This is a genomic window from Saccharothrix sp. S26, assembly GCF_021390395.1.
In the GTDB taxonomy this organism is placed as follows: domain Bacteria; phylum Actinomycetota; class Actinomycetes; order Mycobacteriales; family Pseudonocardiaceae; genus Actinosynnema.
This window is the reverse complement of sequence record NZ_JAJUWT010000014.1, coordinates 159,651-173,568: the sequence shown is the minus strand read 5'-3', so window position 1 is coordinate 173,568 and position 13,918 is coordinate 159,651. Positions and strand designations below refer to the sequence as shown.

Here is a 13,918-nt window from a genome sequence, read left to right as displayed (position 1 = left end):
AGGAGGGCGGTTCTCGGATCGCGCCCAGTGTGCTGTCGATCACCCCAGGAACAGTTCCGCGCGCCATGATGTTGCGAAGCGATGAGAGACATGCGCTCCGGGGCTCGGTGGAAATCCGAACCGGCGGTGACAGCCCGCGACCCGCCCACCAGGGCGGTTGACCCGGTGGGATTCCGGGGCCGACGGTGAAAGTCCGGATGAGAGGTGCGCATGCCGTTGGCCTGCCATGCCCCGGAACGCCTGTCGGGGATGGAGGACGCGGTGCACGTCTTGATGGAGCAGGGCTTCACGGTGTTCGGGCAGAAGGTGTCCTGGGCCGAGTTCATCGGTCAGGTCTTCGCGCTGGTGGTGGTGTACCTGGCGCAGAAGCGCTCGCTCTGGACGTGGCCCGTGCAGCTGGTCTCGGTCTCGCTGCTGTTCGTGGTCTACGTGTCCGCCCAGCTCGGCGGCACGGCCGCGCGCCAGGTGGTGATCGCCCTGATCACCCTCTACGGCTGGTGGGCGTGGACGCGGCGGCGCGACCCGGTGTTCGGCGTGGTCGTGCGCAAGGGCACCGCGAAGGAACGCCTCGCCGTGGTGGGCGCGTTCGTCGTCGGCACGGTCGGGTTCGCCCTGCTGCTGGACGCGCTCGACGCCTCGTGGGCGCCGTGGCCCGACGCCGCCATCTTCGTCGGCACCGTCCTCGCCTTCACCCTCCAGGGCTTCGGCCTGGTCGAGTTCTGGCTGGTGTGGCTCGTGGTGGACGCGATCGGCGTGCCGTTGCAGATCCAGTCCGGCCTCTGGTTCAGCGCCGCGGTCTACACCGTCTTCGCCGTCCTGGTGATCCGAGGCTGGATCGACTGGAACCGCGCCGCGAAGCAGACCACCGCCCGGGTCGAACCGGCCACCGCCTAACGCCCCTGCGCGGCCCTGGCGAGGTCGTCCGCGAGCTGCTCCAGCGACTGGTCGACCGAACCCGGGTTCTCCAGCACGTGGTGCAGGCTCTCCTGCATCACGCCGGTCAGCTCGTCGTAGTGCGGTGAGGGGCGCCGGACCCGGGCGTCGAGCAGGCTGTCGCGCAGCGGGCGCGGCACCAGGTTCGGCTCCTCGTACAGCGCCTCGGACGTCGGCGCCCACCCGGCGAGCTGTTCCATGCGCCGCTGGTTGTCGTCGCGGGTGAGGAACTGGATGAACGCGCGGGCGGTCTTCTGGTTCGCCGAGCACCGCGACACGGCCAGGTTCCAGCCGCCCAACGCGCTGGGCCACGGCAGCGCGACCACGCCCCACTTGTCGATCACCTGCGACCCCGGCGTGTCCAGCACCGGGCCGGCGTACGGCCAGTTGCGCAGGAACAGCGCCCCGCCGGACCGGAACGCCTCCAGCGAGGCCTGTTCGTCGTAGTCACGGGCCTCGCGCGGGATCCACCCCTCCGCGAAGCCGTCGACGACGGCGCGCACGCCCGCCTTCGTCTCGGGGGCGTCCAACCGCTCCAGGTCGCCGCCGTGCGCCCAGACCGCCTCGGCCATGTTCACGATCAGGCCCTCGTAGCGCCGGAACTGGCCCACGTAGCCGTGCAGGCCGCGGCGCCGCGCGATCGTGATCGCCTGCTGCCGCATCTCGTTCCACGTCTTCGGCGGCTCCACCCCCTCCGCTTCGAGCACGTCCTTGCGGTAGTAGAGCAACCCGGCGTCGCCGCGCCACGGGATCGCCCACAGCTGCCTGCCATCGGGCGACTTGGCCGCCCGCACCATCTTCGGCAGCATCCGGCCCACGTCGAACTCGGCCGGGTCCAGCGGCTCCAGGTGCCCGGCCGCGGCGAACGGGGCCGTCCACACCATGTCCACGGCCATCACGTCGTAGCAGTCCGGGCTGCCGCGCCCGCCCGCCAGGTCCTGCGCCCGCGCGGTCAGCTGGGCGCGGTGGGCGTCGGTGGACGTCGGCATCTCCACGAACACGACCTGCTGGCGCCTGCTGGCCTGCGCGTTCCAGCGGTCGACCAGCTCGCGGACCCGCCCGTCCGCGGTGGTGTCGCGGCCGTCCACGAAGGTGATCGGCCCGGTGCCCTCCCTCGCGTCGTCTCGCACCGGGGTCGTGCACGCCGCCAGGAGCACCATCAGCGGCACCAGAAAGCGGATCACGTCGTCCTCCCCCATGCAGCGCGCGCTATCGCGTCCAGAGCGTCTTCCTGGCGCTGAGTCGTCCCGGAACCGTTGCGGGCCACGATCTCGTGGCATTGACCTTCGTAAGCGCGTGCGGCCTCGGAGAGCGGCGCTGAGGCCGCGCACGCGCCCTCCGTGAAGCCGACGGCCACCACCCGGACGGGACCGCTGACGTCCACCGGGATCGGCGGGGCCGGTGCCGCCGACACCAGCACCACGACGTGCGCGCCCTGCTCCACGCCTGCCTGGACCGCGCCCTCCGTCAACGGCACGTCCACCACCCGGTCGCGCGGACCGGCCAACGCCCGCACGCGGGTCGCGAACAGGTTCGCCTCCGCCGAGCCGTCCCGGGCCACCGCGATCACCCGAGGCCTGCTCGCCGCCTCCCACGCCTCCCGCACCGCCCGCGCGTCCGGCTCGACGGGCAGCGGCCGCGGCCGGCCGGGTCGCACCCCGGGACCGGTGCGCGGCCCGACGTTCCAGGCCACGTCCCGGAAGCCCGCCCGCTTGAACTCGTCCTGCGCGTAGGGGGAGAGCAGGTGCGCCAGGAACCGGTCCACGATCCGCTGCCGGCGCGGGTTCGGCCGGTTCGGCCGCTCCACCTCGACGAACGGGTGGTCCAGCACCAGCGCGCCGTCGCCCGGGTACAGCACCCGGCAGCCCTCGACGTCCGCCACCGCCTGCTCCGAGGCGACCAGCGCCACGTCGCCCGCGCACGGCCGCCCCGCGGTCGTGCGGGCGGTGATCCCGTGCAGCAGGCGCGGCACGTTGGGCGCTTCCAGGTACAGCCCGCCCAGCTCGGCGTGCGCCAACGCCGTCGCCGCGGCCAGCCCCACGCCCGACGACGTGTCCACTACCGCCGGCCGACGCACGTCCCGCCACCGGAACTCGCCGTCCTGCGGCGCGATCTGCGCGGCCAGCTCCGCCGACGCGCCCAGCACCACCGGCGAGATCGCCACGCCCTCGCGGCGGTGCAGCCGCACGTCCGCCCGTTGCCGCAACGCCGTCTCGACCGCGCGGACCTCGGCGGTGGTATCCGGCAGCCACACGTGCGGCTCGGCGCCGACCTCCGTCAGGTCGCCCGGCTGCCAGCCCCGGCCCAGCGCCTCGGCCGCCGCCTGGTCGGACGAGCCGGTGTACACCAGGGCGTTGAACTCCCGGCAGCCCAGCGGGTTGTGCCTGCCCGAGTCGTTCTCCAGCTCCAGCGCGAGCGAGCGGACGACCTGCTCCTTCTCGGCCGACACCAGCACGTTGAGCTGGACCGGGGGAGGGCAGGGCGGCACGGCGGGCGGCGTGGCGCCGAACGCGTTCGCCGTGCCCGCCAGGACCAGCAGCGCGGCCAGCCCGAGACGCGCCCACGGCGGCTTGGACCGGCGGCGACGCCTCCCGCGCCGCTTGCCGGGCTTCGGCCGCGGCACGCCGGCTTCCGGCACGTGCAGCCAGGCGTGCCCGCGGACCTCCTTGACGTCCACGGCCACGCGCCGGAACGACTCCGGGGCCATCGCCGGGTCGGGCCGGACGACGTCGTCGTAGAACCGGTCCGAGACGATCAGCGCCAACACCGCGGTCGAGCGACCCAGCGCCTCCCGCAGCGGCCGGGAGTCGAGCAGCCGGAACGCCAGCGTCACCTCGTCGCCGACCACGCCGTGCTCGTCGTGCTGCACCTCGCCCGCCGTGACCGCCATCCGCAGCCGGATCCGGGCGTCTTCGGTGCGGGTCGCGTTGTAGCGGCGCACCTCGCCCAGCAGCGCGTGCGGCAGCCCGCCGACCACCCGGCTCTTGGGCACGTCCGGCGGCACCAGCACGAACACGCCGTCGCCGCGGTCCTCGTGGTGCGTCGCGGACCAGTCCAGCCCGCTGTCGTCGAACGCCGACTCCAGCGCCGCGTACAGCCCGCGCCGGATCTCCTCCTGCGGCGCGCGCAGGCGCTGCCCGAACGCGGACACGTCGACGACCACGATCGTGCGGTGCACCGCGTGCTGCGGTTGCGTGCCCACCCCGACCCCTCGTTGGAACGCCGGTTCGTGCGGCAAGTCTATGGGGTGGATCACAACCCGCAGCGGGAAACCGAAGATTCCGCTGGTCGGCCGCAATAGTGCGGAAACGCCTCGGGGGCGGCACGTGCGCGTGCCGCCCCCGAGGACCGTGCCGATCAGGCCAGGCCGGCGTCCGAGGTGGACGGGCCCGCCGCGCTCACGTCGTCGATCTTGTACTTGCGGGCCGCCTGCACGACCAGCGACTGCTGGATCTCGCCGCGCTTGGCCAGCGCCGCCAGCGTGGCCACCACGATCGACTCGGCGTCGACCAGGAAGTGCCGCCGCGCCGCCGGCCGGGTGTCGGAGAAGCCGAACCCGTCCGTGCCCAGGGTGGTCATGTCGGTCGGCACGTACGGGCGGATCAGGTCCGGCACCGCGCGCATCCAGTCCGACACCGCCACGACCGGGCCGGCCGCGTCCGCCAGCGCCTGCGTGACGTACGGCACGCGCGGCTCCTGGTCGGGGTGCAGCAGGTTGTGCCGGTCGACCTCGACCGCCTCACGGCGCAGCTCCGAGTACGACGTCGCCGACCACAGGTCGGCCTGCACGCCCCACTCCTCGGCCAGCACCTGCTGCGCCTTGACCGCCCACGGCATCGCCACGCCCGACGCGAGCAGCTGCGCCCGCGGACCGGCCTGAGCCGGCGCCACCTGGTACCGGTACAGGCCCTTGAGCAGGCCCTCGACGTCCAAGCCCTCCGGCTCGGCCGGCTGCTGGTACGGCTCGTTGTAGACGGTGATGTAGTAGAAGATGTTCTCGGCGTTCTCGCCGTACATCCGCCGCAGGCCGTCCTTGACGATGTGCGCCACCTCGAACGACCACGCCGGGTCGTACGCCACCACGGCCGGGTTGGTGTGCGCCAGCAGCAACGAGTGCCCGTCGGCGTGCTGGAGGCCCTCACCGGTCAACGTGGTGCGACCGGCCGTGGCGCCGAGCACGAAACCGCGCGCCATCTGGTCCGCCGCCGCCCACAGGCCGTCGCCGGTCCGCTGGAACCCGAACATCGAGTAGAAGATGTAGATCGGGATCATCGGCTCGCCGTGCGTGGCGTAGGACGTGCCCGCCGCCGTGAACGACGCCGTCGACCCGGCCTCGTTGATGCCCTCGTGCAGGATCTGGCCCTGCTCGCTCTCCTTGTACGCCAGCATCAGCTGCGCGTCCACGGAGGTGTACATCTGGCCGTTCGGGTTGTAGATCTTCTGCGCCGGGAACATCGAGTCCATGCCGAACGTGCGCGCCTCGTCCGGGATGATCGGCACGATCCGGCCACCGATCTCCGGGTCCTTGGCCAGGTCGCGGACCAGCCGGACGAACGCCATCGTGGTGGCGACCTCCTGCTTGCCCGAGCCCTTGCGGATCACGTCGTAGACCTTGTCGCCGGGCAGCACCAGCGCCTTGGACTTCGTCCGCCGCTCCGGCACGAACCCGCCGAGCTGCTTGCGCCGCTCCAGCAGGTACTGGATCTCCGGGGCGTCCTTGCCGGGGTGGTAGTACGGCGGCAGGTACGGGTCGAGGTCCTTGTCCTCGATCGGGATGCGCAGGCTGTCCCGGAAGAGCTTGAGGTCCTCGTGGGTCATCTTCTTCATCTGGTGCGTGGCGTTGCGCGCCGCGAAGTGCGGGCCCAGGCCGTAGCCCTTGATGGTCTTGGCGAGGATGACCGTCGGCTGGCCGACGTGCTCGGACGCCGCCTTGTACGCCGCGTAGACCTTGCGGTAGTCGTGGCCGCCGCGCTTGAGGTTCCACACCTCGTCGTCGGTCATCGGCGTGACCAGGTCCTTCGTCCGCGGGTCGCGGCCGAAGAAGTGCTCGCGGACGTACGCGCCGTCATTGGCCTTGTACGTCTGGTAGTCGCCGTCCGGCGTGGTGTTCATCAGGTTGACCAGCGCGCCGTCGCGGTCGGCGTGCAGCAGGGCGTCCCACTCGCGGCCCCAGATGACCTTGATGACGTTCCAGCCCGCGCCGCGGAAGAACGACTCCAGCTCCTGGATGATCTTGCCGTTGCCGCGCACCGGGCCGTCGAGGCGCTGCAGGTTGCAGTTCACCACGAAGGTCAGGTTGTCCAGCTGCTCGTTCGCCGCGACCTGCAACAGGCCCCGCGACTCCGGCTCGTCCATCTCGCCGTCGCCCAGGAACGCCCAAACGTGCTGGTCGGACGTGTCCTTGATGCCGCGGTCGTGCAGGTAGCGGTTGAACCGCGCCTGGTAGATCGCGTTCATCGGGCCGAGGCCCATGGACACCGTCGGGAACTCCCAGAAGTCCGGCATCAGCCGGGGGTGCGGGTACGACGGCAGGCCGCCGCCCGGCCCGGCGTGCGAGAACTCCTGGCGGAAGCCGTCGAGCTGCTCGGCGCTCAGGCGTCCCTCGAGGAACGCGCGGGCGTACACGCCGGGGGAGGCGTGGCCCTGGATGAACACGTGGTCACCGCCGCCGGGGTGGTCCTTGCCCCGGAAGAAGTGGTTGAAGCCGACCTCGTACAGGCTCGCCGACGACGCGTAGGTCGAGATGTGCCCGCCGACGCCGACGCCGGGCCGCTGCGCGCGGTGCACCGTCATCGCCGCGTTCCACCGGATCCAGGCCCGGTAGCGGCGCTCCACCTCCTCGTCGCCGGGGAACCACGGCTCACGCTCGGTGGGAATGGTGTTCACGTAGTCCGTGCTGGTCAGCGACGGGACGGCGACGTGGCTCTCCCTGGCCCGCTCGAGCAGCCGCAGCATCAGGTAGCGGGCGCGCTGCTGCCCGCCGCCCTTGAGCGCGGCGTCGAACGACTCCAGCCACTCCGCGGTCTCCTCCGGGTCGATGTCGGGGAGGTGGGCGGCCAGACCGTCACGGATGACGCGTACCCGCTCGGGGGTGTTCTGCGGGGCCAAGGGATCTCCTCGTTCCGGGGTCTTCTCGGCTCCATCGTCGCTCGACAGGGACGGTCCCGTCACCTCTACCGGTGAGTAACTCTGGATCGTTCCCTCGCGCGCGCGAATAGGAGGTATGTAGAGCGTGCCTCATCCGGTCGGGGGACCGCACTCGGGGGTACCCGATGCGGCGTGTCTTGGCCGTTACGGTTGCGCGTGGCGGGGCTGACAGTGTTCGCTAGCCGCGACTGGTAGTGACATCGCGCGGCAGTCGTACCCCGGCTGCCGCTCTTGTGTACTTGGAGGAGTGGAAGCCGTGGTCGCCGCGGAAGACGCCGGCAAGATCGGTGTCGCCGACAGGCTCGGGATCGACCCGGGCAGCGTGGTCCAGGAGATCGGCTGGGACGAGGACGTCGACGACGACCTGCGTGCCGCGATCGAGGAGCGGGTGGGCGGTGATCTGCTCGATGAGGACTCCGACGAAGTCATGGACGTGGTCCTGCTGTGGTGGCGCGAGGAGGACGGCGACCTCGCCGACGCCTTGATCAACGCCACCACGGCCCTGGCCGACGACGGCGTGATCTGGGTGTTGACGCCCAAGACGGGCCGCGCCGGTCACGTCGAGCCGAGTGACATCGCCGAGGCCGTGTCCACCGCGGGGCTCGCCCAGACCTCCAACATCACGGTGAGCGGGGACTGGTCCGCGACCAGGCTCGTCTCCCCGAAGTCGGCCAAGACGAAGCGCTGACCGCGGCGAGGCACGCCGCCGCCATGCCCTAGGCTCGACGGCGGGCTCCCCGATCGGGTGGAGCCCGTTCTTCGGGTTGCTCGCGATGCGGTGGAGGATTGCATGGTCGAGGTCGGCGCTCAGGCCCCTGACTTCACGCTCAACGACTACAACAAGCAGCCCGTGACGCTGTCCTCGTTCCGCGGGGAGCGCAACGTGCTGCTGGTGTTCTACCCGTTCGCGTTCAGCGGCATCTGCACCGGCGAGCTGTGCCAGGTGCGCGACGAACTGGCCGCCTACGAGGACGAGAACGTGCAGGTCATCGGCGTGTCCGTGGACACCCCGTTCAGCCTGAAGGCGTGGGCCGCCCAAGAGGGCTACCAGTTCCCGCTGCTGTCCGACTTCTGGCCGCACGGGCAGGTCGCCCAGGCCTACGGCGTGTTCAACGAGCAGGCCGGCCTTGCCAACCGCGGCACGTTCCTGATCGACACCACCGGCGTGGTCCGCTACGCCGAGGTCAACGCCCCCGGCGAACCCCGCGACCAGGAAGCCTGGAAGAAGGCCGTGGCCGCCCTGTCCTGATACTTTCCCAGCGCCGCCTCACCACCGCGGCGCTCCTCCGGGCGCGTAGCTCAGCGGAAGAGCACTCGGTTTACACCCGAGCGGTCGCAGGTTCGAATCCTGCCGCGCCCACTGCGTCCCCTGGGGGTGCAACCCCCAGACCCCGCCCGGCGGGCTCCGCCCCCGGACCCCCGCCGGGGCTCCTCGCCCCTGGCCCCCACGTTGTGAGGGCTTCGCTTTGGCGCTGCGCGCCTTCGCTTCGCCCGTCAAGGCTGCCGGTGGTTCGGCTGCGTGCTCCGGGTGCCGTCCAGCCAGATCACGTGTGCTCGCCGCACCCCGGCGGATTTGGAGCTGATCTCGAACACGGTTCGTGCGTGGTCGGAGCTGTCGGAGGTGAGCCGGAAGTCGCCTTCGACCGAGTTGACTTCGGCTCGGTCCTCGTAGGCCAGGCCGTAGCCCGCGACGCGAATCTCCTTCGGGTCGTCGTACTGCTCGACGATGGCGAACAGCCGAGGGGCTGCACCGATCGCCAGTTCGTGCATCGCCCTGTTCACGCGGTCTTCCTCTCGTGCTCGTGGATCAAATCCGCCAGTGCGTCGCCGGAGACCAGGCGGTTCCCCGCTTGCTCAGGTGCTATCAGCCACATCACCGGCGTGGTGTCCAGGACGCTCGGCGGGAGCGGAAGGGGCAATCCGGCGTCCACCACCCGGGCGTCGCGGCTCAGCAGCACCGATGGCAACGGTGGCTGGATGAGGAAGTAGGCGATCGGCATGTTCGGGAACGCCAAGACCGGCGTGGGTGAGGCGGCGAACCGCGGGTCGTCGGCCAACTTCATCACCAGGTTCTCGGCCACCATGAACGCCCCCAGGCGAGAGCCGGTGACCGTGAGGACGTTGGGCCGGCGCAGTCCGGGCCCCGACCACCACTCGCGCACACGGCCGGTGTCCGAAGTCGCGTCTCCGGGCGGTCGCAGACAAGGGTCGGTGACCGGGGATCCGTCGGCCTGATCGGCGAAGTGCCCGTCATGCCAAATAGCCCCCGGAAGCACCGGCCAACCCATTTCGGCGTAGTCCAAGGCTGCTCGCAAGGTTGATGAATCCATGATTTTCGGCATGTGTCTCCTTCCAGTCGGCGTCGACTCGATGGAAAGCGAACCGCACCGGAAGCCGGACGAACAGCGCATGAAGGGCCCATTGACCGCGCATCGACCGCGCGTGAACGTGCGGCGTGGGGGAAATGGCCGTCCGCTACGGTGGGAGCGGAATCTTCCGGAGGTCGGCCGATGGCAGCGAAACGAGCACGGTTCGCCCAGACCCGTCGCATGGCGGGCTACACCCAGGAACGGTTGGCCGAAGTGTTGGGCGTCGACTCGTCCACGGTTCGGCGCTGGGAAGCCGGGGACAGCGAGCCGTTGCCTCACGTGCGGCCGAAGCTCGTGGAGCTGCTGGGCGTGTCGGCGAGCGAGCTCGCACACCTGCTGGAGGCGGACAGTCGGCTGGTGGCTTCGGTTGTCGACCTGGACGCCTCGGGTGAACCCGCGCTCATGACCGTGCTCGACCGCGCCCGGCTGCTGGTCGACCAGACGCTGTCCACGGGTTCGGCCTCCATCACGCGAGTGGCCCTGATCGAGGAGCGGGTGGCGGAGCACGTGCTGACGTACACCCGCACGGCACCGGTGGCGGTGCTTCGAGCGGTGGTGCCCGACCTCGTCGAGGTCGGGTCGATGGCGGCGGAGCGACAGCCGGCAGGCGTGCAGGCTCGGCTGTCCGAAGCCACCGCCGTCCTCGGGCTCTTGAGCGCCGACGCCCTGATGAAGCTCGGCGAGATCAACCGCGCTCGGTACTGGTACGGCACCGCGCGACTCGCGGCCGACGACACGGCCAACCCCCGCTTGCAGGCACAGGTGCGTGCCCAGGAAGCCATGCTGCCCTACTACTACGGTCGGTTGGAACAATCCGTCGGTCTTGCACGATCCGCGCAGGCATTGCTGCCGAGAACCGCCTGTAGTGCCACTGCCTTGGCGTCCGCCGCTGAAGGGCGTGCGCTCGCCCGACTCGGCGACCGGGAAGGTGCCGACCACGCCATGCGCAGGGCGCAACGGATGGTCGATGAACTGGACGAGCCGACGACCGACGCGGCTTTCCAGTTCAACGACAAGCGACTGCTCTTGTACCTGTCCGCGACTTTCACCTACCTGGGTGAGACAAAAAGCGCGGGTCACGTCCAAGCGCAAGCGCTTGAGCGCTACGGCCAAGAGCCATCGATCGCGATCGACCCCGCGCTGATCCAGTTGGACCAAGCGGTCGGCGCGGCGGTTCGCGGTGAGGCCGAAGAAGTCTGCGAGCTGGCGGTGAGGACCATCGAACTGCTGCCACCGGAACACCGCACCCGGATCGTGCTCACCCGTGCCCTCGATGTCGTGGCGGCCATCCCCGCCGCCCACCAGCAGCGGCCCGCCGCCGTGGAGCTGCGTGAACTGGTCACCCGACGCGAAAGTCCCCACTGATGGCGCTCGCTGGTCACAGCCTTCCCCGACTCACGGAAGCCACCTTCACTCCGGAACGCACCCGGTCGGTCCTGCGGGCCGCCTGCGAACGGGCGGGTCTCGACGCCAGGGGGGCCGAACTTCTCCGGCACCAGACGAATGCCGTCTTCCGGCTCGCCACCGTCCCGGTCATCGTGAAGGTGGCGCGGCCGAACATCCGGCACACCGCGGCGGTGGTGTCGCTGATCGGATGGGTTGTCGACCACGGTGTGCCGACGGTGCCCCTGTTGCCTGACGTCCCGCAGCCACTGGAGGTGGCCGGCTGCGGAGTGACTTTCTGGCGGTACCTGCCGCCAACGCGCCCGATCGCGGCAGACGACATCGCGGTCCCGCTTCGCGCCCTGCACGACGCGCCGCTTCCACCGTTCCCGCTGCCGGAACTCGACGCGCTGGGTGCCATCCACCACTCGATCCAGGCGAGCACGATCCTCTCCCCACCAGAGCGCGGTGTCCTGTTGCGGCGTTGGAGCCGGCTGGTCGACATGGTCCCGCGACTGCGTTACGACGGCCCTCCGCGCCTGATCCACGGCGACCCGCAGCACCGGAACACCTTGTGGGACGACGCGGAGGACCGGCCGGTGCTGTGCGACTGGGACAGTGCCGTGATCGGCCCGGTGGAGTGGGACCTGGTGACGATCGAGGTCCACTGCCGCCGCTTCGGCTTCCCCGAGCGGGAGTACCAGTCCTTCTGCTCCCGCTACGGACGTGACATCCGCGAGTGGGACGGCTTCGCCACTGTGCGGGATCTCCGCGAGCTGCGCATGGTCACGACCAATGCGAGGAAGGCGGCCGACGGGTCGCCCCAGGCCGACGAGGTGCGTCGGCGGATCACGGCGCTGGAGGCCGGTGACGAGATCGGCTGGACGATCTTGTAGAGCGAAGGCGTGCATTCTGTCAGATGGCCCTACGAGCCGGAGTCCCAGCGTGAACGAACGAGTCCTGTACCTGATGGTCTGCGGTGCCGGCCCGGCCGACCACGTCGATGTCGCCATCGGTCTCGCCCAGGACAGGGGTTGGTCGGTCCACTGCGTAGCCACCCCGGCCGCGGTCGAGCACTTCCTCGAGCCCGCCGCGGTCGAACAGCTCACCGGTCACGCCGTCCGCACGGGCTACCAGCGCCAAGGGCAGCCGCCGTTGCCGAAGGCCGATGCCGTGGTGGTCGCGCCCGCCACCTACAACACGATCAACAAGTGGGCGGCCGGCATCGCCGACACCTACGTGCTGACGCAGCTCGCGGAGCTCACCGGTCTCGGCGTGCCGATCGCCGTGCTCCCCTTTGTCAACACGGCTCTCGCCGCCAACCCCGTCCTGCACCGCAGCATCGACGTACTGCGGTCGTCCGGCGTGCAGGTGCTGTTCGGCAAGGGTGGCTTCCAGCCGCACCCGCCGCGAACCGGGAGCCGCGCGATGGCCACTTATCCGTGGTCCGCGGCGCTCGACGCCGTCGAGTAGGTGCCGGTTAGGGGGTTTCAGTGACGCCGGAGAGGTCGGTGTTCGAGCGGTCGGTGGTGGTCAGGTGGTCGCCGGTGGAGAGGTGGCCCGGGTGGAGGACGGCGTGTTTCGAGCCGAACGCGAGGCCGTCGGGGGTTCGCCGGTAGGTGGCCAGGGTGCGCAGTGGTTCCGGGCCGGTTCGGGTGCCGGTTGGTTGGTCGACGGTGGTGACGGCGCAGCGGATCGCCGGTTTGGCGTAGGCCAGGTCGACCGCGCCCGTGGCCAGCCGGAGGGCGTGGTCTTCTTCGTGGGCCGGCCAGTCGTCGACCACGATGTTCGGGCGGAAGCGGGCGGCCGGGACGGGGTGGCCGCCGTTGGCGGTGATGCGGGCGTTCAGGGCGCGCAATGACGTTGCCGAGATCAGGTGCACCGGGCAGCTGTCGGCGTAGTACGACGTGCCGGCGGTGAGGCCGTCGGTGACGCGGTGGTGGTCGGGTGGGGCCAGGACGAGCCTGCTCGGCTTGCCCAGGACGGCGGTCAGCCAGGCGGCGACGTCCGAGCCCTGGTCGATCCCGGTGTAAGGCGAGCCGAAGAGGCTGACCGGGCGCCGCGGCCCGGTCGGGTCGATCGGGACGTGGATCGTGCCCGCGTCGGGGGCGGAGAGGGTCAGGTGGTCGTCGTCGACGGCCGGTTGGATCGTGGCCAGCAGGGGATCGCGGCGCTGGGACCGGTGGTTGCCGGCCAGGTCGGTGACGAGGAAGCGGCGGTCGTGGCCGAGGCCCGCAAAACCCAGGACGGCGGCCCGGACGCGGACGCCGGCGCAGCCCTTCACCGGGTAGTGGTACAGCTCGGAGATCGTCGCCATGGCGGCAACACTAGCCAGGGCGCAGGGTGATCCGATCGCCGAAAATCGTCCCGCACGGCCAGTACAGAGCTCGCCGACCGGGTGGGCCTGGCCCCGGCACCGTGCGTGCGCCGCCTCGAACAGGACGGCGTCATCACCGGCTACCACGCCCGCGTGGACCCGGCCCGGGTCGGCCGGGCGTTCGAGGTGATCGTCAACGTCGACCTGGCCGTCAAGGACCGCGCCACGGTCACCCGGTTCGAGGAGGCGGTCCGCGGCTACCCGGAGGTGATCGAGTTCCGCCGCATGTTCGGCCTGCCCGACTACTTCCTCCGCATCGCGACCGCGGACCTGGGGTCGTTCGAGCGGTTCGTCACCGACCGGCTCGAGGCGACGCCCGGCATCGGCCGCGTCGACTCCCACTTGACCATGAAGACCATCAAGCACGAGCCGTGACGCGGTCAGGAGCCGGTGAGGTGGGCGGTGCAGAAGCCCATCAACTCCTCGACGTACTGCTTGCGGTCGTACAGGTCGACGTGGCTCGCGCCCTCGATCCAGCGGAGTTGCTTGGGGCCCGCCGCACGCTGGTGGACCTCGACGGCCATCCAGGAGGTGACGGCGCGGCTGCCGACGACCTGGAGCAGGCGCCTGCTCGGCGGCCGCGAGCAGGCCGTGTCGGGGGTGTGGAGGTGACCGGCGAGCCGTTCCGTGCCCGCGGCCTCGTGCGAGTCCGTCGCTCCATTGCCTGGAATTCCCTTTCCGCGGGCCATCGCGGCTCGGGCGCGGTCTA

The 13,918-nt window shown here is 70.8% G+C and carries 14 protein-coding genes, 1 tRNA gene and 1 riboswitch; of the genes, 8 read left to right on the top strand and 7 right to left on the bottom strand.

Annotated features, from left to right (window positions below; all coding sequences use genetic code 11):
- The first annotated feature begins 89 nt into the window (after positions 1-89).
- Positions 90-213: riboswitch (FMN riboswitch) on the top strand.
- 48 nt (positions 214-261) lie between these two features.
- Positions 262-894 carry a nicotinamide riboside transporter PnuC gene (pnuC, locus tag LZG04_RS23665; protein WP_233820202.1) on the top strand — a complete coding sequence of 211 codons (633 nt, stop codon included), beginning with the start codon at positions 262-264 and terminating at the stop codon, positions 892-894.
- Here pnuC and LZG04_RS23660 read toward each other — a convergent pair.
- The 3 genes from LZG04_RS23660 to aceE form a co-directional block, all read right to left on the bottom strand.
- Complete coding sequence (locus LZG04_RS23660) at positions 891-2,117, bottom strand: extracellular solute-binding protein (protein WP_233820201.1); 1,227 nt, start codon at positions 2,115-2,117, stop codon at positions 891-893. The two genes, pnuC and LZG04_RS23660, sit on opposite strands and share 4 nt — an antisense overlap.
- The gene (locus LZG04_RS41935; protein ID WP_308199261.1) at positions 2,114-4,135 is read right to left on the bottom strand and encodes a substrate-binding domain-containing protein; all 2,022 of its coding nucleotides are present in this window, start codon (positions 4,133-4,135) and stop codon (positions 2,114-2,116) included. Before LZG04_RS41935 ends, LZG04_RS23660 begins: the two co-directional genes overlap by 4 nt.
- 155 nt (positions 4,136-4,290) lie before the next feature.
- Entirely contained in the window at positions 4,291-7,041 is a 2,751-nt protein-coding gene (gene aceE / locus LZG04_RS23645) for a pyruvate dehydrogenase (acetyl-transferring), homodimeric type (RefSeq protein ID WP_233820200.1), read from the bottom strand.
- 295 nt (positions 7,042-7,336) lie between these two features.
- Between aceE and LZG04_RS23640 the strand changes: the two genes are divergently transcribed.
- From LZG04_RS23640 to LZG04_RS23630, 3 genes are all read left to right on the top strand, one after another.
- Positions 7,337-7,768 (top strand): DUF3052 domain-containing protein, encoded by a 432-nt coding sequence (locus LZG04_RS23640; RefSeq protein WP_233820198.1) that lies wholly within the window; start codon positions 7,337-7,339, stop codon positions 7,766-7,768.
- A 102-nt stretch (positions 7,769-7,870) separates the two neighbouring features.
- Positions 7,871-8,329, top strand: a complete 459-nt coding sequence (locus LZG04_RS23635; protein WP_233820196.1) for a peroxiredoxin — start codon at positions 7,871-7,873, stop codon at positions 8,327-8,329.
- A 39-nt stretch (positions 8,330-8,368) separates the two neighbouring features.
- A tRNA-Val gene (locus LZG04_RS23630) sits at positions 8,369-8,440 on the top strand.
- A 134-nt stretch (positions 8,441-8,574) separates the two neighbouring features.
- Here LZG04_RS23630 and LZG04_RS23625 read toward each other — a convergent pair.
- Both LZG04_RS23625 and LZG04_RS23620 read right to left on the bottom strand, forming a co-directional pair.
- Positions 8,575-8,862, bottom strand: a complete 288-nt coding sequence (locus tag LZG04_RS23625; RefSeq protein ID WP_233820194.1) for a hypothetical protein — start codon at positions 8,860-8,862, stop codon at positions 8,575-8,577.
- Positions 8,859-9,422 carry a bifunctional DNA primase/polymerase gene (locus LZG04_RS23620; RefSeq protein ID WP_233820192.1) on the bottom strand — a complete coding sequence of 188 codons (564 nt, stop codon included), beginning with the start codon at positions 9,420-9,422 and terminating at the stop codon, positions 8,859-8,861. Before LZG04_RS23620 ends, LZG04_RS23625 begins: the two co-directional genes overlap by 4 nt.
- Before the next feature lie 168 nt (positions 9,423-9,590).
- Here LZG04_RS23620 and LZG04_RS23615 point away from each other — a divergent pair, with 168 nt between their 5' ends.
- Genes LZG04_RS23615 through LZG04_RS23605 form a run of 3 tightly spaced genes read left to right on the top strand, consistent with a single transcriptional unit; the run spans position 9,591 to position 12,305 of the window.
- Positions 9,591-10,814: a helix-turn-helix domain-containing protein gene (locus LZG04_RS23615; protein ID WP_233820188.1), complete on the top strand. Its 1,224-nt coding sequence runs from the start codon at positions 9,591-9,593 to the stop codon at positions 10,812-10,814.
- On the top strand, positions 10,814-11,728 hold the full coding sequence (locus LZG04_RS23610) for a phosphotransferase (protein ID WP_233820187.1): 915 nt from the start codon (positions 10,814-10,816) through the stop codon (positions 11,726-11,728). The genes LZG04_RS23615 and LZG04_RS23610 overlap by 1 nt, the downstream gene beginning before the upstream one ends.
- A 49-nt stretch (positions 11,729-11,777) precedes the next feature.
- Entirely contained in the window at positions 11,778-12,305 is a 528-nt protein-coding gene (locus tag LZG04_RS23605; protein WP_233820186.1) for a flavoprotein, read from the top strand.
- A gap of 7 nt (positions 12,306-12,312) precedes the next feature.
- Here the strand turns inward: LZG04_RS23605 and LZG04_RS23600 are convergent, their stop codons facing one another.
- Positions 12,313-13,149 carry an MOSC domain-containing protein gene (locus tag LZG04_RS23600; protein ID WP_233820185.1) on the bottom strand — a complete coding sequence of 279 codons (837 nt, stop codon included), beginning with the start codon at positions 13,147-13,149 and terminating at the stop codon, positions 12,313-12,315.
- Between the two features lie 105 nt (positions 13,150-13,254).
- Between LZG04_RS23600 and LZG04_RS23595 the strand changes: the two genes are divergently transcribed.
- Positions 13,255-13,584: an Lrp/AsnC family transcriptional regulator gene (locus LZG04_RS23595; RefSeq protein WP_233820183.1), complete on the top strand. Its 330-nt coding sequence runs from the start codon at positions 13,255-13,257 to the stop codon at positions 13,582-13,584.
- Between the two features lie 5 nt (positions 13,585-13,589).
- Here the strand turns inward: LZG04_RS23595 and LZG04_RS23590 are convergent, their stop codons facing one another.
- Positions 13,590-13,898: a hypothetical protein gene (locus LZG04_RS23590; protein WP_233820181.1), complete on the bottom strand. Its 309-nt coding sequence runs from the start codon at positions 13,896-13,898 to the stop codon at positions 13,590-13,592.
- Positions 13,899-13,918 lie beyond the last annotated feature (20 nt).

What these genes read in the sequence shown, in the direction of transcription:
- LZG04_RS23635 (WP_233820196.1), top strand. Translation starts at nt 7,871, where the DNA reads ATGGTCGAGGTCGGCGCTCAGGCCCCTGACTTCACGCTCAACGACTAC.
- LZG04_RS23620 (WP_233820192.1), bottom strand. Translation starts at nt 9,422, where the DNA reads ATGCCGAAAATCATGGATTCATCAACCTTGCGAGCAGCCTTGGACTAC.
- LZG04_RS23615 (WP_233820188.1), top strand. Translation starts at nt 9,591, where the DNA reads ATGGCAGCGAAACGAGCACGGTTCGCCCAGACCCGTCGCATGGCGGGC.
- LZG04_RS23610 (WP_233820187.1), top strand. Translation starts at nt 10,814, where the DNA reads ATGGCGCTCGCTGGTCACAGCCTTCCCCGACTCACGGAAGCCACCTTC.
- LZG04_RS23600 (WP_233820185.1), bottom strand. Translation starts at nt 13,149, where the DNA reads ATGGCGACGATCTCCGAGCTGTACCACTACCCGGTGAAGGGCTGCGCC.
- LZG04_RS23590 (WP_233820181.1), bottom strand. Translation starts at nt 13,898, where the DNA reads ATGGCCCGCGGAAAGGGAATTCCAGGCAATGGAGCGACGGACTCGCAC.